The 18,156-nt window shown below is 60.3% G+C and carries 17 protein-coding genes and 1 riboswitch (1 of these 18 only partly in view); of the genes, 10 read left to right on the forward strand and 7 right to left on the reverse strand.

Features of this window, described 5'->3' with window-relative positions; all coding sequences use genetic code 11:
* On the reverse strand, positions 1-222 hold the 5' portion of the coding sequence (locus P8X48_01640; protein ID MEJ2106017.1) for a redoxin family protein. The gene continues 78 nt to the left of window position 1, outside the view; only the first 222 of its 300 coding nucleotides appear in the window; the start codon lies at positions 220-222; its stop codon lies off the left edge, out of view.
* Positions 223-256: 34 nt separating this feature from the next.
* Positions 257-472 carry a DUF2061 domain-containing protein gene (locus tag P8X48_01645; GenBank protein MEJ2106018.1) on the reverse strand — a complete coding sequence of 72 codons (216 nt, stop codon included), beginning with the start codon at positions 470-472 and terminating at the stop codon, positions 257-259.
* Positions 473-610: 138 nt separating this feature from the next.
* Between P8X48_01645 and oxyR the strand changes: the two genes are divergently transcribed.
* A complete protein-coding gene (gene oxyR, locus P8X48_01650; GenBank protein ID MEJ2106019.1) occupies positions 611-1,507 on the forward strand; it encodes a DNA-binding transcriptional regulator OxyR in 897 nt (298 codons plus the stop codon).
* A 287-nt stretch (positions 1,508-1,794) separates the two neighbouring features.
* Positions 1,795-3,954, forward strand: a complete 2,160-nt coding sequence (gene katG / locus P8X48_01655) for a catalase/peroxidase HPI (protein MEJ2106020.1) — start codon at positions 1,795-1,797, stop codon at positions 3,952-3,954.
* Between the two features lie 116 nt (positions 3,955-4,070).
* On the opposite strand, the gene P8X48_01660 is transcribed toward katG, so the two are convergent.
* From P8X48_01660 to P8X48_01670, 3 genes are read right to left on the reverse strand one after another with little or no spacing between them, the layout of a single operon-like run.
* Positions 4,071-4,988 (reverse strand): hypothetical protein, encoded by a 918-nt coding sequence (locus tag P8X48_01660; protein ID MEJ2106021.1) that lies wholly within the window; start codon positions 4,986-4,988, stop codon positions 4,071-4,073.
* Positions 4,975-5,922, reverse strand: coding sequence for a lysophospholipid acyltransferase family protein (locus P8X48_01665; GenBank protein MEJ2106022.1), 948 nt, complete (start codon positions 5,920-5,922; stop codon positions 4,975-4,977). Before P8X48_01665 ends, P8X48_01660 begins: the two co-directional genes overlap by 14 nt.
* Positions 5,912-6,886 (reverse strand): lysophospholipid acyltransferase family protein, encoded by a 975-nt coding sequence (locus P8X48_01670; GenBank protein ID MEJ2106023.1) that lies wholly within the window; start codon positions 6,884-6,886, stop codon positions 5,912-5,914. The genes P8X48_01665 and P8X48_01670 overlap by 11 nt, the downstream gene beginning before the upstream one ends.
* A 352-nt stretch (positions 6,887-7,238) precedes the next feature.
* Between P8X48_01670 and metK the strand changes: the two genes are divergently transcribed.
* From metK to P8X48_01690, 4 genes are all read left to right on the forward strand, one after another.
* On the forward strand, positions 7,239-8,420 hold the full coding sequence (metK, locus tag P8X48_01675) for a methionine adenosyltransferase (GenBank protein ID MEJ2106024.1): 1,182 nt from the start codon (positions 7,239-7,241) through the stop codon (positions 8,418-8,420).
* Positions 8,421-8,466: 46 nt separating this feature from the next.
* A riboswitch (S-adenosyl-L-homocysteine riboswitch) is annotated at positions 8,467-8,543 on the forward strand.
* Between the two features lie 16 nt (positions 8,544-8,559).
* Positions 8,560-9,981, forward strand: coding sequence for an adenosylhomocysteinase (ahcY, locus tag P8X48_01680; GenBank protein ID MEJ2106025.1), 1,422 nt, complete (start codon positions 8,560-8,562; stop codon positions 9,979-9,981).
* An 80-nt stretch (positions 9,982-10,061) separates the two neighbouring features.
* Positions 10,062-10,904: a methylenetetrahydrofolate reductase [NAD(P)H] gene (gene metF / locus P8X48_01685; GenBank protein MEJ2106026.1), complete on the forward strand. Its 843-nt coding sequence runs from the start codon at positions 10,062-10,064 to the stop codon at positions 10,902-10,904.
* Positions 10,905-10,911: 7 nt separating this feature from the next.
* Positions 10,912-12,021 (forward strand): putative zinc-binding peptidase, encoded by a 1,110-nt coding sequence (locus tag P8X48_01690; GenBank protein ID MEJ2106027.1) that lies wholly within the window; start codon positions 10,912-10,914, stop codon positions 12,019-12,021.
* Here P8X48_01690 and P8X48_01695 read toward each other — a convergent pair.
* Entirely contained in the window at positions 12,018-12,755 is a 738-nt protein-coding gene (locus tag P8X48_01695) for a peptidase (protein MEJ2106028.1), read from the reverse strand. The two genes, P8X48_01690 and P8X48_01695, sit on opposite strands and share 4 nt — an antisense overlap.
* 269 nt (positions 12,756-13,024) lie before the next feature.
* Between P8X48_01695 and P8X48_01700 the strand changes: the two genes are divergently transcribed.
* The 3 genes from P8X48_01700 to P8X48_01710 all read left to right on the forward strand — a co-directional run bounded on the left by P8X48_01700 (position 13,025) and on the right by P8X48_01710 (position 15,993).
* Entirely contained in the window at positions 13,025-14,305 is a 1,281-nt protein-coding gene (locus tag P8X48_01700) for a circularly permuted type 2 ATP-grasp protein (GenBank protein ID MEJ2106029.1), read from the forward strand.
* A 1-nt stretch (position 14,306) separates the two neighbouring features.
* Complete coding sequence (locus P8X48_01705; protein ID MEJ2106030.1) at positions 14,307-15,236, forward strand: alpha-E domain-containing protein; 930 nt, start codon at positions 14,307-14,309, stop codon at positions 15,234-15,236.
* A 91-nt stretch (positions 15,237-15,327) separates the two neighbouring features.
* Complete coding sequence (locus P8X48_01710; protein ID MEJ2106031.1) at positions 15,328-15,993, forward strand: energy-coupling factor ABC transporter permease; 666 nt, start codon at positions 15,328-15,330, stop codon at positions 15,991-15,993.
* 28 nt (positions 15,994-16,021) lie between these two features.
* Here the strand turns inward: P8X48_01710 and P8X48_01715 are convergent, their stop codons facing one another.
* The gene (locus P8X48_01715) at positions 16,022-16,939 is read right to left on the reverse strand and encodes a LysR family transcriptional regulator (protein MEJ2106032.1); all 918 of its coding nucleotides are present in this window, start codon (positions 16,937-16,939) and stop codon (positions 16,022-16,024) included.
* A gap of 116 nt (positions 16,940-17,055) precedes the next feature.
* On the opposite strand from P8X48_01715, the gene P8X48_01720 reads away from it, so the two are divergent.
* Entirely contained in the window at positions 17,056-18,117 is a 1,062-nt protein-coding gene (locus P8X48_01720) for a methyltransferase (protein MEJ2106033.1), read from the forward strand.
* Positions 18,118-18,156: the final 39 nt, after the last annotated feature.

Genomic DNA, 18,156 nt, shown 5'->3' on the forward strand with positions numbered 1-18,156 from the left:
CACGATCTCATCCACGCCATTCTCCTTGAACACCGCCGCGAGTTCGTTGTAACGCGGCAGGTGCGTGGACGAACAGGTGGGCGTGAATGCACCCGGCAGTGAAAACACCACCACGGTTCGTCCCTTGAAGATTTCGTCGCTTGCGAGGTCGACGAACTGTCCGTCCTTGCGTGCCTTGAATACAACACTGGGTACTCTCTGGCCTTCGTGACTCTTGAGCATGTCTGCTTTCCTCATCGCTGAATTGAATGGGTATCTACACCGCCTCGGCAAAGCCGCCGTCGGGCTCGCTCCGCGCCTGGCGCTGCTGCCATCGGTCCCAGACCTTTTCGTGGAAGTGGTACGCGACTGTATTGACCGCCGGTTCCACCAAAGCAATGGCGCCGCCGACGAGCACGCTGCCGCTGAGCGCGTAGCCCACCGTAAAAGCCACCGCGAAATGCACTACCGCGAAACTCATGGTCTTGGTCATGGCGTCTTCCTCCTCGGTCCCGGTCTGGAACTGTCTACGGGGAATATTATTGGGACGGCAGACTAATTGTTAAAATCGTTTGTTTCGAATATCTTGATAGGCAATGTCTATTAACATTTCCAAAGGGGGAGGCAGCCGATGAACCTGCGGGAACTGGAATATCTGGTGGCGGTGGACGAGGAGCGCCATTTTCACAAGGCCGCGCAGCGCTGTTTTGTCAGCCAGCCCACCCTCAGCGGCCAGTTGAAAAAACTGGAGGACGAGCTCGGTGCCTTGCTTGTGGAGCGGACCCGGCGGCAGGTGGTGATGACCGACGTCGGCGAGGCCGTGGCTGATCAGGCCCGGCGCATCCTGTCGCAAGTGAAGGCGATCAAGGACATCGTGCAGACGTATCGCGACCCAATGGCCGGAGAGTTACACGTCGGGCTGATCCCTACGCTGGCGCCCTATCTCCTCCCCTTGATCATGCCCGAGATTCGCCAACGCTACCCCCAGCTCAAGCTGTGGTTACATGAGTACCAGACCGCCGTGCTGCTGGATAAACTGCGGCGCGCGGAACTGGACCTGCTGATCCTGGCGCTTCCCGTAGAGACCGATGAATTCGCCGAGTTGGATCTGTTTCGCGAACCGTTCCTGCTCGCCACGCCGAGCGCCACCGATCTCGCGCACCAGCCCATGATCACCCTTGGAGATCTGGGTGAACGCGAGATGTTGTTGCTGGAAGAAGGTCACTGCCTGCGCGGCCAGGCACTGGACGTGTGCTTCATGGCAGGGGCAACCGAAAACGTTGGCTTCCATGCATCCAGCCTGGAAACGCTACGGCAGATGGTGGCCGAGGGGCTCGGCATCACCCTGATCCCGGAACTGGCGGTACCGGCGAAACAAAGGAAGAGCGATCCGATTCGCTACCTGCCCTTCGTCGACCCGAAGCCGAGTCGACGCATCGGCATGCTGTATCGCAAGGGGAGCTATCGCGAGGAAGCGTTCCTGAGTCTCAAGGAGCTAGTGCAGGAATCGCTGACGTCGAAAGACTAGCTCACACGACACCGCCTCCAGAACCAAAGCCCACGAATAGCGAAAAGTCGGGCCAACACCCACCACGCTGCCCCGTTGCCGCCTCCCTTGGGTTTGACCAACATCAAGCTTTTTAGATTAATTCTAAAATAATATGCCCACCCTGATGCTTGACCGAATGATAGGTGGTACCTATCAAATACTTCGTTACAAACGATTTTCTTGTAGATGGTCTTCTACCTAGAGTAGCGAAGCATTCCTGGTAATCGGCGGAATGCCTCGACTAGACAACCATCAAGGAGACGAAAATGGACGAAAAAGCCAAATGCCCCGTGATGCACGGCGCTGCTACCGAAAGCAGCATGTCCAACATGGAGTGGTGGCCCAAGGCGCTGAACCTGGACATCCTGCATCAACACGATCGCAAGACGAATCCGATGGGAGAGGACTTCAACTATCGGGAAGCGGTCAAGACCCTCGACTTCGAAGCACTTAAGAAAGACCTCCACGCCCTGATGACTGATAGCCAGGCGTGGTGGCCCGCGGACTGGGGCCATTACGGCGGCCTGATGATCCGCATGTCCTGGCATGCGGCCGGTTCCTATCGTACCGCGGATGGCCGCGGTGGTGCGGGCACCGGGAACCAGCGTTTTGCCCCCCTCAACTCATGGCCGGACAACGTCAACCTGGACAAGGCGCGGCGCCTGCTCTGGCCGATCAAGAAGAAATACGGCAACAAGCTCAGCTGGGCTGACTTGATCGCGTACGCGGGCACCATCGCCTATGAATCCATGGGCCTAAAGACTTTTGGTTTTGGCTTCGGCCGCGAGGATATCTGGCATCCGGAAATGGATACCTACTGGGGTTCGGAGAAGGAATGGTTGGCGCCTACCGGTAGTGAAGGCAGCCGCTACTCCGGCGAGCGGGACCTGGAAAATCCGCTGGCCGCGGTAATGATGGGTCTGATCTACGTTAATCCCGAAGGCGTGGATGGCAAGCCGGATCCGCTCAAGACCGCCCATGACGTGCGCGTGACCTTTGCCCGCATGGCCATGAACGACGAGGAAACCGTTGCACTGACCGCCGGCGGCCATACCGTTGGCAAGACCCACGGCAACGGTGATGCCACATTGCTCGGCCCCGAACCCGAAGCTGCGGGGCTGGAAGACCAGGGTCTGGGCTGGATCAACAAGACCAAGCGAGGCATTGGGCGCGATACGGTGTCCAGCGGTCTTGAAGGTGCCTGGACGACGCATCCGACCCAGTGGGACAACGGTTATTTCCAGCTACTTCTCAACTACGACTGGGAACTGAAGAAGAGCCCAGCCGGTGCCTGGCAGTGGGAGCCGGTCGACATCAAGCAAGAAGACAAGCCCGTCGATGTTGAAGATCCTTCAATTCGCCACAACCCGATGATGACAGACGCCGACATGGCCATGAAGATGGACCCGGAATATCGCAAAATCTCCGAGCGTTTCTACAAAGATCCCGAGTACTTCTCGGAAATGTTTGCGCGGGCCTGGTTCAAACTGACGCACCGTGACATGGGACCCAGGGCACGCTACATCGGTCCCGATGTGCCGAAGGAAGAACTGATCTGGCAAGACCCGGTTCCGGCAGGCAACACCGGTTACGATGTGCGGGTGGTAAAGGAAAAAATCGCGGCCAGCGGTCTTAGTATTGGCGAGATGGTTGCCACTGCGTGGGACAGCGCCAGAACCTTCCGCGTTTCGGATATGCGCGGCGGTGCAAATGGCGCACGTATCCGCCTGGCTCCTCAGAAAGACTGGGAAGGCAACGAACCGAAACGTCTGGCAAAAGTTCTGTCTGTGCTTGAACCGATTGCCGCCGAGAGTGGCGCCAGCGTTGCGGACGTGATTGTGCTGGCGGGTAACGTCGGAGTTGAGCAGGCGGCAAAGGTGGCTGGCTCTGAAGTTACTGTTCCTTTCTCGCCGGGACGCGGGGATGCGACGGACGAGATGACCGACGTTGAATCTTTCGAATGGCTGGAACCCGTCCATGACGGGTACCGCAACTGGCTCAAGAAGGATTACGTTGTCAACGCGGAAGAGCTGATGCTGGATCGCACTCAACTGATGGGGCTCACTGCTCCCGAGATGACGGTGCTGGTTGGCGGCATGCGCGTGCTTGGCACCAACCACGGCGGCACCAGGCATGGTGTGTTCACCGATCGTGAAGGGGAATTGACGAACGACTACTTCGTGAACCTTACGGACATGAACTACACGTGGAAGCCTGCCGCCAACGGACTGTATGAAATCCGCGACCGGAACACGGACAATGCCAGGTGGACGGCAACACGAGTCGATCTCGTTTTCGGCTCCAACTCGATCCTTCGCGCCTACGCCGAGGTCTATGCGCAGGACGACAACAAGGAAAAGTTTGTGCAGGACTTCGTAGCGGCATGGGCGAAGGTGATGAACGCCGATCGCTTTGATCTTGCCTGATTTCCGGCACCCTGCCCCGCGCCAACAAAAAGTGTGGCGCGGGGTACGGGGACCCGGTCCAGTTGCAGATCCTTGTGGAGCGTCCCGCAAATGCTTGTCGCGGGCGAAAGGAAAAGCTAGCGATAGAAGTTCGGCTCGCCTTCCGGCCGGGTCTTGAATCGCTTGTGCACCCAGAAGTACTGCTCCGGCATCTCCAGCACCGCCTGCTCGATGACCTCATTCATGCGCCGCGCATCAGCGAGATCATCGCCGGTGGGAAAATCTTCCAGCGCCGGTTCGAGGATGACCTCATAACCATGGCCCCATGGCAGCTGGCGCGTGAAGCAGGGGATGACCACCGCATCCATGATCTTCGTCAGCCGGCCGAGGGTGGTCATGGTCGCCGCCGGCACACCGAAGAACGGGATGAAGGCGGCATTCTTGCGCCCGGCGTCCTGATCAGGAATGTAGTGCAGCAAGGCACCCTGTTTCGCCACCTTCACCGCCGCCATGATGCCCTCGCGCATCTCGACCATGGTCCCCTTGAAGCGCTCGCAACCGACCTTTCCGGCCCGGTCGAAAACCGGGTTGCGCAGGGTTCGGTAGATATCGACTACCGGGACATCGATCGAAAGAAAGATGCCGCCGATTTCCACCGACACGAAGTGAGCCACCAGGAGGATCACATTGCGGTCTTCCTGCAGCGCCTTGTCCAGAGGGGCAGGGTCGCGAACATGGATCAGGCGACGCATACGCCTGGCGCCCGCAAACCAGGCCACCGTGGTTCCGAATACAGCGCGCCCGGCGGCGTGGAAGTGCCTGCGCAACAGCCGGCGCCGCTGCACCGGACCCCATTGCGGGAAGCAGGCATCGATGTTTGTTTTCGCCACGTGCCGGCGCCACGGAGCCAGGCGGTACATCAGCTCGCCGAGGATGGTACCGAACAGGGACAGCAGCGGCAGGGGCAGGAGGGCGATCGTTCGCAACAGCCCCAGGCCGACCCAGCTGGGCCAGTACCGCGGGTGCCACAACGGGACAGTCCTATTTCTTGCCATAGGGAGATGGTGCGCCGTCGGGCCGTGTCTTGAAACGACGATAGGACCAAAGATACTGCTCCGGGGTTTCGCGGATGGCCCGTTCCATGACCTCGTTGATCCGGCTGGCGTCCGCCACATCGTCGCCGGTTGGGAAATTTTCCAGAGGCGGCAACATCTCGATCTCGTAGCCCTGACCGCCGGGCCTGATGCGACTGAACAGGGGGATCACTGCCGCACCGGTCAGCTTTGCCAGTCGGGCGAAGGCCGTGTACGTGGCGGCGGGCTGGCCAAAGAATGGCGCGAATACGAAATCCGTGTCGCTCCGATCCGGATCCTGGTCGGGAAGGTAGTACAGGGTGTAACCATCGCGCACCGCGCGAATGATGGGCTTGAAGCTCTCATATCGCTCCACCACCAACCCCCCGTGTCGCGACATGGCGTGACGCAGGGCCTGGTGCAGCATGGGATTGCGCGGCTTGCGGTAGACACCAATCATCGGCCAGCGTGTGGATACATAGATTCCGGCGGCCTCCAGGAACAGGAAGTGCGGAGTCATGAACAGAACCCCCTTTCCATCCGCAAGTGCCTTGTCCACGTGCTCGCTTCCGCGGATCCGGACCCTGCGCTCGTACTGTTTTCGCGAACCAAACCAGGAAAAACCGAGAGCAACGAAGGCGCGCCCGGCAAACCGATAGTAGCGCCGGCGAAGACTCTCGCGTGCGCGCTCGTCGAGCTCGGGAAAACACATCGCCAGATTGGTACGAATGGTGGTGGTGCGATGAATGCGTGAGACGATATCACCGAGGATGGCGCCCAGCACCCACACCATTCGCTGCGGCAGGACGGCAAAAAGATGGAGCAGGCCATACAGCATCCAGCCCGACCAGTAACGCGGCTGCCAATACTCCCGCAGCCGCGGCCTTGCCGACCGGTAGCGATCCTTATCGAGCATAGGGAGAGGCCTGGCCGTCGGGGCGAGTCCGGAAATACTTGAAGGTCCACATGTACTGCTCGGGTGCGCGTCGAATCATCTCACCCAGTACCGCGTTCATGCGCGCGGCATCCCTTTCTTCATCGCTACCGGGGAAATCTGACAGGGCGGGTCCAATGATAATTCGGTATCCCTCGCGGCTCGAGACACGCACAACGGAGGTGGGGAGCACCGCGGCATTGGTGATGCGGGCCAGACGACTGAGCGCCGTTATTGTGGCGGAAACCGTGCCCAGGAATGGAACGAATACGGATTTTTCGGGGCCGAAGTCCTCGTCCGGAAGATAGTAAAATCCGTATCCCGATTTCAGGGCGCGCACAACCGGACGCAGCCCCTGTTCGCGAAGAAACAGGTGGCCGGAAAACCGTTTCCGGCCACGGGTGGCGACCCAGTTCACCAGAGGATTCTTCATCGGTTTGATCAAGCCCACCTGGATAAACTGGCGCGAGATCAGCGGGCCACCTACTTCCAGTCCGGAGAAGTGGCCGGTCAGCAAGATCACCGGTCGACCCTGCGCGAGCGCGGCCCGGTAATGCTCCTTGCCCTCCATCCTAATATAACGGTCGAGAAACGAAGGCCGGGCCCACCAGATCAGCCCAAGATCCAGCAGACATTGCCCATGGACAAGGAAATGCTTACGCGCCAGGTGCTCGCGCGCACCGGCGTCCATCTCGGGAAAACACAGCTCGATGTTGGTGCGAGCGATCTCACGCCGTTTGCGGCTTGTCCGGTAGAAAAGGTACCCAAAGCCGGCCCCCACCAGTCCCCACAGTTCCCGGGGCACGATGCGCCCCAACATCAGCAGCGAAAGTAATAGCCACACCGGCCAGAACCGAGGCGCGAGAAAACGCCACTGAAACCGGGGGTCGTAACCATCCAGGTCTTTGGCAACGGGATCCGGCGAATTCTGTGCTTGATTCTCCATATACTGCCGTCTTATACCCATTCGATAACTAGTATTTCCCACTACGATTTGTTTCTTGGGATCAATAGGTTCCAAATACCCATTTTCACCAAAGTAGGTGCCTACGATGCCTATATTTCGCAGATTGTTATCCAAAGTGGGAAAAACTTTCTCATTTTTCCCTCATTTTGCCGCCGCCCGGAGCAGCCGTCCGGGCCCCCAACACGAGCGGCCTGGCTGATGCCGGCCACGCAATATCCACTAACACCCGGCGTCTATTGGTCATTCGCACGCGGCCGTTAAAGTGTATTCACCGGTTGGTGCTGGTACACTTTCGGCCTCGCGTTAACCCTAGCACGGAGTACTCACGCCCATGGTGGATAGCTACCTCTTCTCTTCCGAATCGGTCTCCGAGGGCCATCCGGACAAGGTGGCAGATCAGATTTCCGATGGCGTTCTCGACGCCATCCTGGACCAGGACCCGGCAGCGCGCGTCGCCTGTGAGACCCTGGTCAATACCGGTCTCGTCGTGATTTCGGGAGAGATTACCACCAAAGCGTGGGTGGATTTCACCGACGTGGCGCGCAGCACGATCAAGCGCATCGGCTACGAACCCGGCATGGGTTTCGACTGGCAGTCCTGCGCGGTCCTGGTTTCCCTGGACAAGCAATCCATCGATATTGCCCAAGGCGTGGACGAAGGCACCGGTGTCGACCTGGACCAGGGCGCCGGAGACCAGGGGCTCATGTTCGGCTATGCCAGCAACGAAACCCCGGAACTCATGCCCATGCCCATCCACCTGGCGCACCGCCTCACGAAGCGCCAGGCCGAGGTACGAAAAAGCGGAACGCTCGCGTGGTTGCGCCCCGACGCCAAGTCCCAGGTGACCGTGCGTTACGAGGACGGCAAGCCCGCCGGCATCGACACCGTTGTGCTCTCCACCCAGCACGCGGAAGAGATTTCCCACAAGGACCTGCAGGAAGCGGTGATGGAAGAAGTCATCAAGCCTGTGCTGCCGGCGGAGTGGCTGGATGCCGATACAAAATACTTTATTAATCCCACGGGGCGTTTCGTGATCGGCGGTCCCGTGGGCGATTGCGGCCTCACCGGGCGAAAGATCATCGTTGACACCTACGGTGGCATGGCCCGCCACGGCGGCGGCGCCTTCTCCGGCAAGGATCCAAGCAAGGTCGACCGATCGGCCGCCTACGCCGGCCGTTGGGTGGCGAAGAACGTGGTGGCCGCCGGTCTGGCCGACCGTTGCGAGGTGCAGGTGGCCTATGCCATCGGTATCGCCAAGCCGGTGTCCATCCATGTTGATACCTTCGGCACCGGCCGCATCGGCGACCGCGAAATCGCCAAACTGATCCAGGAACATTTTGACCTGCGGCCCAAGGCCATCATCCAGAACCTGCATCTGCTGCGGCCGATCTATGCCGCCACCGCCGCCTACGGTCATTTCGGCCGTGAGGACGAAGGCTTCACCTGGGAGAAGACCGACAAGGCCGACGCACTTCGCGAGGCCGTCGGCGCCAGGGCCGCGAAGAGCGCGTGACCGCCTAGCGACAATTACACACTGAAATCGGCCCGCCCGGGCCACCGGCTTTGAGGAGCGTTGCGACAGGATTGCCTGCCAGGCTCGAAGCACGGGACCTCGATTCAACGGCGCTCGTTCACAGACTGGAGAACTGTCCATGAACGCTGTCATCGATTCCAATTTCACCGACTACAAGGTTGCCGACATCGGCCTTGCCGACTGGGGTCGCAAGGAAATCAGCATCGCCGAGAGCGAGATGCCCGGTCTTATGGCGCTGCGCGAGGAATACAAGGGCAAGACCCCGCTCCAGGGCGCACGCATTTCCGGCAGCCTGCACATGACCATCCAGACCGCGGTGCTCATCGAAACCCTGGCCGAACTGGGGGCGGAGATCCGCTGGGCCTCGTGCAACATCTTCTCCACCCAGGACCATGCCGCCGCCGCCATCGCCGCACGCGGCATCCCGGTGTTCGCGTGGAAGGGTGAGAGCCTGGAGGAATACTGGTGGTGCACCGAGAAGGCCCTGACCTGGCCCGACGGCGAGGGCCCGAACATGATCCTCGACGACGGTGGCGACGCTACCATGCTGGTGCACAAGGGCGTGGAATTCGAGGCCGCCGGCAGCGTGCCCGAGGCCAAGGCCGATGCCAATGAGGAGTGGAAGGTCTTCCTCAACCTGCTGCGCAACAGCGTCCAGAATGCGTCCGGCAAATGGACCACTCTTGCCAAGGGCATCCGCGGGGTCACCGAGGAAACCACCACCGGCGTGCACCGCCTGTACCAGATGCAGGAACGCGGCGAACTGCTGTTCCCGGCCATGAACGTCAACGACTCCGTCACCAAGTCCAAGTTCGACAACTTGTACGGCTGCCGCGAGTCGCTCATCGACGGCATCAAGCGCGCCACCGATGTCATGGTCGCCGGCAAGATCTGCATCGTGCTCGGCTACGGCGATGTTGGCAAGGGCTGCGCCCAGGCCGTCCGCGGCATGGGCGCCACCGTGTGGGTCACCGAGATCGATCCCATCTGCGCACTGCAAGCGGCGATGGAAGGCTACCGCGTCGTCGACATGAACGAGGCCTGCAAGCAGGGTGATATATTCGTCACCACCACCGGCAACGTCAGCGTCATCAACCACGACCACATGGCGGCGATGAAGAACGAGGCCATCGTCTGCAACATTGGCCATTTCGATTCGGAGATCGACATCGCCTCCCTGGAAAAATACCAATGGGAGGAGATCAAGCCACAGGTAGATCACGTCATCTTTCCCGACGGAAAGAAGATTATCGTGCTGGCCAAGGGCCGCCTGGTGAATCTGGGTTGCGCTACCGGCCACCCGAGCTTCGTCATGTCGGCCTCCTTCACCAATCAGGTGATGGCACAGATCGAGCTGTTCACCCGCGGCGGTGAATACGAGAAGAAGGTGTTCGTGTTGCCCAAGATCCTGGACGAAAAAGTGGCGCGCCTGCACCTGAAAAAGATCGGCGCCTATCTGACCCGCATGAGTGCGGAGCAGGCAGACTATATCGGTGTGAGCCAGGACGGCCCGTACAAGCCCGATCACTACCGTTACTAAGGTCGTACCGTACCGGGAGGGCCGTGGGCGACCGATCCACGGTCTTCGCTCCCCCCTAACGTACTTTGCGGTGTGGTGCCATGACCGACAAGAAAAACAACCGCATCTACAGTTGCGAGTTCTTTCCTCCGCGGACCGATGCCGGGCGCGACAACTGGCGCGCGGCGCTGGATGAGCTGGCGCATCTGAAGCCCGCGTATTTCTCCTGCACCTATGGCGCCGGTGGCACGGACCAGTCCGGCACCCGGGAAACCATAAAGGAGATTATCGACCGGGGTTTCCCGGCCGCGCCCCACATCACCTGTATCGGTTCCACGCGGGAGAAGATCCGCGACCTGTTGCTGGACTACCGCGACCTGGGCGTGAACCGCGTGGTTGCCCTCCGCGGCGATCTGCCCGAGGGCATGACCGACCCCGGTGAGTTCCGCTACGCGGACGAACTCGTGCAATTCATTCGCGAGGAAACCGGCGACCGCTTCTTTATCGAAATCGCGGCGTACCCGGAAAAGCACCCGCAGGCTGCCAGCCTGCAGGAAGATCTGCTGAACTTCCGCAAAAAGGTTGATGCCGGCGCCGACAGCGCCATCACCCAGTATTTCTACAACCCGGACGCGTACTATCGTTTCGTGGATTCGCTCGCAGCCGCCGGCGTGGAGATTCCGGTGGTGCCCGGCATCATGCCCATTACCAACTACAAGCAACTGGCCCGTTTTTCCGCCAACTGTGGTGCCGAGATTCCGCGCTGGATTGCCACACGCCTGGACGGGTTTGGCGATGACCTTGATTCAATTCGGGAATTCGGTCTGGACGTTGTAACGCGCCTGTGCCAACAATTGCTGGATCATGGCGCGCCGGGTCTGCACTTCTACACCCTGAACCGCGCCCAACCCACGGGGACGCTGTGGCACAACCTAGGGCTCTGATCCTGCCATGAAGACCTTTCGCTGCACCTGCGGCAACACGCTTCAGTTCGAAAACTACCGCTGCCTGGTATGCGGCCGTACGCTGGGGTTTCTTCCCGATCATGGGGTGCTGAGCGCGCTGGAACAGGACCAGGGCTACTGGAAGGCGCTGAATCCGATCGCATCCGATGCCCGCTATCGCCAGTGTCGCAACTACGCAGAGGAAAACGTGTGCAACTGGATGGTGCGCCTGGAAGACGGCAACGCCTACTGCGTTTCCTGTCGGCTCAACCACGTCATCCCCGATTTGTCCGAACCCCACAACAAGGTGCTATGGGCCCGCATCGAGCGCGCCAAGCGCCGGCTGGTGTATACCCTGCTGTCCCTGGGACTGCCGATCGTGGGACGGGATGCCGACCCGGTTCGCGGGCTTGCCTTCGAATTCCTCGCCGATACGCCCAGCGATACCGAGTTTACCGACGAGATCAGCCCGCAGGAGCGGGTCATGACCGGCCACCGCGCGGGCCTGATCACCATCAACATCGCCGAGGCGGATCCGGGCACACGCGAGGACATTCGCGAAAAAATGAACGAGGCCTATCGCACCCTGCTCGGACACTTCCGCCACGAGATCGGACACTTCTACTGGATGCGACTGGTGGAAAACACTGACTGGATCGCACCGGCCCGCGAACTCTTCGGCGACGAGCGCCAGGACTATGCGGCTGCGCTTGCACGCTACTACCAGGGCGGGCCACCGGCGAGCTGGTCCGAACACTTTATCAGCCCCTATGCGGCGTCGCATCCGTGGGAAGACTGGGCCGAGACCTGGGCCCACTACCTGCACATAGTCGACACCCTGGAGACGGCCCACGATTTCGGATTCAGCATGCGCGGCAAGCCTGTGACCTCACCCCACGAGGTACTGGACCGCGAGGTACAGTATGCCTATGGAATGAATGTCCGCCGGGCTACTTTCGCCAACCTACTAGAAGACTGGGTACAACTGACCGTTGCACTCAATTCCCTCAATCGAAGCATGGGGCTTCGCGACCCCTATCCCTTCGCCCTTTCGCCGGGTGCAGCCCAGAAACTCGGCTTCATTCACCAGCTGGTGCAGGATTCCGTCACCGACTAATCCTGCTCCCAGTCGAAGCGCGGCAGGGTATCGAAGACCTGCTGCAAACCCTCCCCCCAGGCTTTCTTGAGTGAATCAAAGTAGGGCGTATCGGCGTCGAAGGTTTCCCGCCGTGCGAGTTTCAGACTGTCCGCCTCGTAGAATGCCAGTTCGATGGGCGGGCCGACGGAGATATTGGATCGCATGGTGGAATCAATGGACACCAGGGCGCACCGGCCGGCGTTCTCCAGGGAGGTCTGGGTCGTGATCACGCGATCCAGGATGGGTTTGCCGTACTTGGTTTCACCGATCTGCAGATAGGGCTTGGTCGGGGAGGCGGCAACATAATTCCCCTCCGGATAGACGAGATAAACGTCGTGGGGCTGGCCCTGGATCTGGCCGCCGATGATGAAACTGGCGCCAAAGGCTCCGCTGTCCGCTTCCTGTCCCTCCTCCTGGTAACGGCTTTGCACAGCATGGCTGACCGACCCCAGGTACTCCGCCGCCTCGAACAGGTAGTTCACGTTGCGAAGGTCATTGCCGGCCGGTGTATCCAGGTCCCGCTGAATCGCATTGATGACCCCCTGGGTGGTACCCAGATTGCCAGCGGTCAGGACCACGAACAGACGATCGGGGGTCGGCTGAAAGGAGTACATCTTGCTGTAGCTGCTTACCTGATCCACGCCCGCGTTGGTGCGCGAGTCGGAGGCGAAAATCAGGCCGGAATCCAGCCGAATGGCGAGACAGTAGGTCATGAACAAGGGTCCCGAAAAACGGATCGGCACCGTAACGGTGCGCGCGATACATATTGGTGCGTGCCCATCTCAGGCCAACCCCAAATTTGCACGCGCTGAAAAAAATAGCAAGATAAAATTCACGAGCCAAGCCGCAAGACGAAGACAATGTCCATCAATTGGAATGACTACCAAGAACTGGACTTCTACGACGAGCAGATTGCTGAAACCGGCAAGCCGATGAGGATCTGGATGACCGGCGAACCGCTTCCGAGGTCGCGATTCGTGGCATGGGCATCACCTTCACTGTGTATTCGGAGGAAGAGGGTGGCTCCATCGACCGCGCCTGGCCCTTCGACATCATTCCCCGTGTCATCCTCAAAAAGGAATGGAACAAGATCGAAAAGGGATTGCTGCAACGGGTGCGGGCACTGAACCTCTTTATCGACGATCTCTACCACAAGCAGCGCATCGTCAAGGCCGGCGTGTTTCCGGCGGAGTTGCTGGAGAACTCGAAGAATTTTCGTCCCGAGTGTGTCGGCATCAATCCCAAGTACCGGGTGTGGGCACACATCTGCGGGTCCGACCTGGTGCGTGACAAGGACGGCACCATGTACGTACTCGAAGACAATCTGCGCGTGCCCTCCGGGGTGTCCTACATGCTCGAGAACCGCGCCATCATGAAGCGCGTGTTCCCGGACCTGTTCGAGCACTACAACATCCAGCCGGTGGATGCCTACCCGGCCAAGTTATACGACATGCTGGCTTCGATCTCGCCACGCAGGCGCGACAAGCCGGAGATTGTTGTGCTCACCCCCGGCATCTACAATTCCGCGTACTTTGAGCACGCCTACCTGGCACAACAGATGGGCGTGGAACTGGTGGAGGGACGCGACCTGTTCGTGGATACGGATGACTGCGTGTACATGCGCACCGTCGGCGGCCTCGAACGCGTGGACGTGATCTATCGCCGCATCGACGACCTGTTCCTCGACCCGGAGGCATTCAACCCTGAATCCATGCTGGGTGTGCCGGGCCTGCTGCGTGCGTGGAAGGCGGGCAAGGTCAGTCTCGCCAACGCGCCCGGGGCCGGGGTCGCCGACGACAAGGTCGTCTATGCCTTTCTGCCCAAGGTGATCAAGTATTATCTCGGCGAGGAGCCCATCATCCCGAACGTGCCAACCTACCTGTGCATCGACAAGAAGGAGCGCGACTACGTGCTCGCCAATCTCGACAAGCTGGTGGTCAAACCGGCCAACGAATCCGGCGGCTACGGCATGCTCATCGGGCCCCAGGCGGACAAGGAGGAACGGGAACAATTCGCGCGACTGATTCGCCGCGATCCCCGCAATTACATCGCCCAGCCCTTGCTGACCCTGTCGACCACCCCGACCCTGACGGGCCAGCACGCCGAACCGCGCCACCTCGACCTGCGCCCGTTCATCCTTTCCGGCAAGGACCAATATGTCACCATGGGCGGACTCACCCGGGTGGCACTGAAGAAGGGTTCCACCGTGGTCAACTCCTCCCAGGGGGGTGGCAGCAAGGACACCTGGATCGTGGACGCCTGACATGCTGTCACGGGTAGCGGAAAGCATCTACTGGATGGCACGCTATATCGAACGCGTCGAAAACCTCGCGCGTATCGTGAACGTGAACGCCAACCTGCTACTCGATCTGCCCACGCGGATGACCGTGGGCTGGCAACCGCTGATCGATATCACCGGCAGCAAGCGCCTGTTCGCGAAGACCTACGATGAGGCGAGCGAACGCAATGTAGTGCGCTTCCTCGTCGCCGATACGGACTACCCCGGCTCGCTGGTGAGTTCGGTGAACCTTGCGCGCGAAAATGCCCGTACCATCCGCGACATCATTCCGCGCGAGGGGTGGGAGCTCATTAACGAACTGTACCTGGACATCAAGGGCAGCGTGGGTCCTGGCCTGGCACGCAAGAACCGGTTCGAGTTCCTGAACCGCATCATCGGCCGCACCCAGCAAATGACCGGCTTGCTCGCCGGGACAATGCTGAACGACCAGGGCTACGACTTCCTGCGCATGGGCCGCAACCTGGAGCGCGGCGACATGACCTCCCGTATCGTTGACGTGCAGTCGGGCAAGCTGCTGCCCAAGGAATCGGAAGAACTGGTGCCTTACGAAAACGCGCAATGGATGAGCGTGCTGCAGTCCCTCTCCGGCTATCAGGCCTACCGCCAGAAGGTGCAGGGACCGATTCGCCGCTCGCAGGTACTGCGCTTCCTGCTCCAGGATGTCCAGTTCCCGCGCAGCTTCGGCCATTGCGTGCGCGAGGTCGAAGCCTGCCTCAAGCACCTGCCGCGCAGCCGGGAGCCCTTACAGGCGATCAAGTCCGTTGCGCAAACGGTGCGTCGCACGAAGCTCGCGCCCCTGTCGGAGAAGGAACTGCACAAGTTTCTCGACGGCCTGCAAACCGAGCTTGGCGATGCCCACGAGTCTATCCAGAGCACGTACTTCCGCCACGACTGACCGCTTTCCCTGTAGAATTACGCCAACACCTGCTGCCGAGCCGTGGCGGACGCTTGCATGACTCCGGCCCAATCCGCACCGGAATGCCCCGATGAACATCCTGATTCATCATTTCTCCACTGCCTCCCAGATCGTCATCTGGTTCCTGTTTGCCGCTACGGTCATGGTCGCGGTCTGGCGGGCGCCCTGGCATCACCTGAAGGAAGCGGAATCGCTGCACATCCTGCTGGGCATAATCGTCGGCATCATGGTGATCTGGGCGCTGAAGGCCGGCCTCGCGGCCGGCCTGTCCATCCATCTGCTGGGTACGACCTTGCTGACCCTGATGTTTGGCTGGGCCTTCGCCATCCTGGGCATATTGGTCGTCTTGGTGGCCCACGCCATTCAATCCGGAAGCGGCTGGGCGGCATTGCCCATGAACACCCTGATGCTGGGGGCGCTTCCGGCGCTATTGAGCTACCTCATCTTCCGCGGCGTCGATCGCTTCCTGCCAAATAATTTCTTCGTCTACATCTTTCTCAATGCCTTCTTCGGGGCAGGGCTTGCGGTGGCGAGCGCCGTGTTCGCAACCAGCATCGTTCATATCGTGAGTGGCGCGTACCCGGCGTCGCTGGTCTGGTACAGCTATACGCGCTACGTGCCGCTGGTGATGTTTCCGGAAGGGTTTATCACGGGAATGCTGATGACCCTGTTCATCGCCTACCGGCCGGAATGGGTCAGCACCTTCGACGATGATCGGTACATCATCGGCAAATAGGTTCGGGAAAAACGAGCCCCGCCGCGCCTCATCTTCGCTCGTTCAGAAAGTGATCCCAATAGGGCGGATCGCTGATGCGCTCCTTGATGAAATCGATAAACACACGAGTCTTCGCCGGCAAGTACTTGCGCGAGGCGTACACCGCGTACAGGCTCATCTCCGTCGCCTTGTAATCTTCCAGTACCAGCCTCAACTCACCGCTGCGTATCGGGTCGCTGATCAGAAAGCTTGGTAGGTAGGTGATACCGAGCCCCGTGATTGCTGACTCCAGGATTACGTCCGGGTTGTCGGTGATCATGGATCCCGACACCTTGACCGAGGTCCGCGTGCCGTCCTTGGTGAAATGCCAGGTCGCGTTTGGAGTGTGCGAATACAGCACGCAGGCATGTTGTTCCAGGTCCTGTGGCCTCGTCGGTGGCGGGTGTTGCGCAAGGTATCCCGGGGAAGCAACCAGCACATGGCGAATGGGCGCCAGGCGGCGCGCGATCAGCTCCGGGTCGGGCATGGCGCTGATGCGTAGCGCGAGATCGTAGCCTTCGTCCACCAAATCCACAGCCCTCTCGCTGCACATGAGCTCCACCGTGATCTCGGGGTAGGTCTGCATGAATTCGCTGACCATGGGCATGATATGCCGCGACGCAAGATTGCTCGGGGCGCTCATGCGCAGCAAGCCCCGTGGCTGCTGGCTGAGACCCGACACCATGCCCTCGGCTTCTTCCAGGTTCTGGAGGATCTCCTTGCAGCGTTCGAAGTAGGCGCGGCCCGGTTCGGTGGGATTCACACGGCGGGTGGTGCGGTGCAGCAGGCGGCCGCCGAGGTGGGCCTCTAGCTGGGAAACGTATTTGCTGGCGGCGGCGCGGGAAATTCCCAGGCGTTCGCTGGCCGCCGAGAAACTCCCGGTCTCCACCACCAGCGCGAACACCTGCATCCCGGTGAGCCTGTCCATGGGCTCTATTGTCAACCAAATGGAAACAACTATTCAACAATTTGCGTATTTATTTACGGATGGTTGACAGCTAGATTTTCTCCACCGTAACAAGCAACCGCGAAGGAGACACGACAATGGACGCACAAGCAGCCAAACACGAAGCAGCACCCGAGCAGGCCCCGCTGAACCCGAGCCACATCATGCAGACCGCGACCGCCTTTTGGGTCTCCAAGGTCCTGCTAACGGCGGTGGAGTTCGACCTGTTCACCGTACTCGGCGACAGCCAGATGACCGGGCCGGAGCTGGGCGAGAAGCTGGGGATCCATCCCCGCGGCATCTACGACTTTTTCGATGCCCTGGTGGCAGCCGGATTCCTGCAGCGGGATGGCGATGGTGCCGAAGGCAAGTACAGCTGTTCCCCTGACACCGCCGCTTTCCTCAACAAGAACAGCCCGACCTATATCGGCGGTATGCCGGAGATGTTGAACGCGCGCCTGTTCGGCTTCTGGAATAGCCTCGGCGAGGCCCTCAGGACCGGGAAGCCCCAGAACGAGATCAAGCACGGCGCCAAGCACGTGTTCGAAGGTATCTACGCGGACCACGCGAAGCTCGGCCAGTTCCTGGAAAGCATGAGCGGTTTTCAGGCGGCCAACTTCAAACAGCTGGCGGAGAAGTTCGACTTCTCCCGCTATCAGACTGTCAGCGATATCGGCGGCGCGCTGGGTCTGCTCTCGTGCATCGTCGCCGGGCGCTATCCCCATCTGAGCTTCACCACCTTCGACCTGCCGCCGGTGGCGCCCCATGCGCAACAGCATGTCGACGAGGCCGGCCTGAGCGACCGCATCCAGGTGGCCGCAGGTGATTTCTTCGCCGATCCGCTGCCGCGGGCCGATGTCATCACCATGGGCAATATCCTCCATGACTGGGGCCTGGAGCAAAAGAAGACCCTGATAGGCAAGGCCTATGACGCGCTGCCCAAGGGCGGAGCCCTGATAGCCATCGAAAACATCATCGATGATAGTCGGCGCGAGGGCCTGTTCGGCATGCTGATGTCCCTCAACATGCTGATCGAGACGGGTGACGGCTTCGACTACTCCGGCAAGGACTTTGCCGGGTGGTGCCGAGAGGCCGGCTTCAAGCGTTTCGAAGTAATTCCGCTTGCCGGACCCACGAGCGCTGCGGTGGCCTACAAGTAAGACAATGCGGACCGGCGACAAAGGTCGCCGGTCCGGCCC

Source organism: Acidiferrobacteraceae bacterium (assembly GCA_037388825.1).
Lineage (GTDB): Bacteria > Pseudomonadota > Gammaproteobacteria > Acidiferrobacterales > JAJDNE01 > JARRJV01.

Bases quoted from the DNA above. Each gene is read 5' to 3' on its own strand.
- P8X48_01645 (MEJ2106018.1), bottom strand. From the start codon at position 472: ATGACCAAGACCATGAGTTTCGCGGTAGTGCATTTCGCGGTGGCTTTT.
- oxyR (MEJ2106019.1), top strand. From the start codon at position 611: ATGAACCTGCGGGAACTGGAATATCTGGTGGCGGTGGACGAGGAGCGC.
- katG (MEJ2106020.1), top strand. From the start codon at position 1,795: ATGGACGAAAAAGCCAAATGCCCCGTGATGCACGGCGCTGCTACCGAA.
- P8X48_01660 (MEJ2106021.1), bottom strand. From the start codon at position 4,988: ATGGCAAGAAATAGGACTGTCCCGTTGTGGCACCCGCGGTACTGGCCC.
- P8X48_01665 (MEJ2106022.1), bottom strand. From the start codon at position 5,922: ATGCTCGATAAGGATCGCTACCGGTCGGCAAGGCCGCGGCTGCGGGAG.
- P8X48_01670 (MEJ2106023.1), bottom strand. From the start codon at position 6,886: ATGGAGAATCAAGCACAGAATTCGCCGGATCCCGTTGCCAAAGACCTG.
- metK (MEJ2106024.1), top strand. From the start codon at position 7,239: ATGGTGGATAGCTACCTCTTCTCTTCCGAATCGGTCTCCGAGGGCCAT.
- ahcY (MEJ2106025.1), top strand. From the start codon at position 8,560: ATGAACGCTGTCATCGATTCCAATTTCACCGACTACAAGGTTGCCGAC.
- metF (MEJ2106026.1), top strand. From the start codon at position 10,062: ATGACCGACAAGAAAAACAACCGCATCTACAGTTGCGAGTTCTTTCCT.
- P8X48_01690 (MEJ2106027.1), top strand. From the start codon at position 10,912: ATGAAGACCTTTCGCTGCACCTGCGGCAACACGCTTCAGTTCGAAAAC.
- P8X48_01695 (MEJ2106028.1), bottom strand. From the start codon at position 12,755: ATGACCTACTGTCTCGCCATTCGGCTGGATTCCGGCCTGATTTTCGCC.
- P8X48_01700 (MEJ2106029.1), top strand. From the start codon at position 13,025: ATGGGCATCACCTTCACTGTGTATTCGGAGGAAGAGGGTGGCTCCATC.
- P8X48_01705 (MEJ2106030.1), top strand. From the start codon at position 14,307: ATGCTGTCACGGGTAGCGGAAAGCATCTACTGGATGGCACGCTATATC.
- P8X48_01710 (MEJ2106031.1), top strand. From the start codon at position 15,328: ATGAACATCCTGATTCATCATTTCTCCACTGCCTCCCAGATCGTCATC.
- P8X48_01715 (MEJ2106032.1), bottom strand. From the start codon at position 16,939: ATGGACAGGCTCACCGGGATGCAGGTGTTCGCGCTGGTGGTGGAGACC.
- P8X48_01720 (MEJ2106033.1), top strand. From the start codon at position 17,056: ATGGACGCACAAGCAGCCAAACACGAAGCAGCACCCGAGCAGGCCCCG.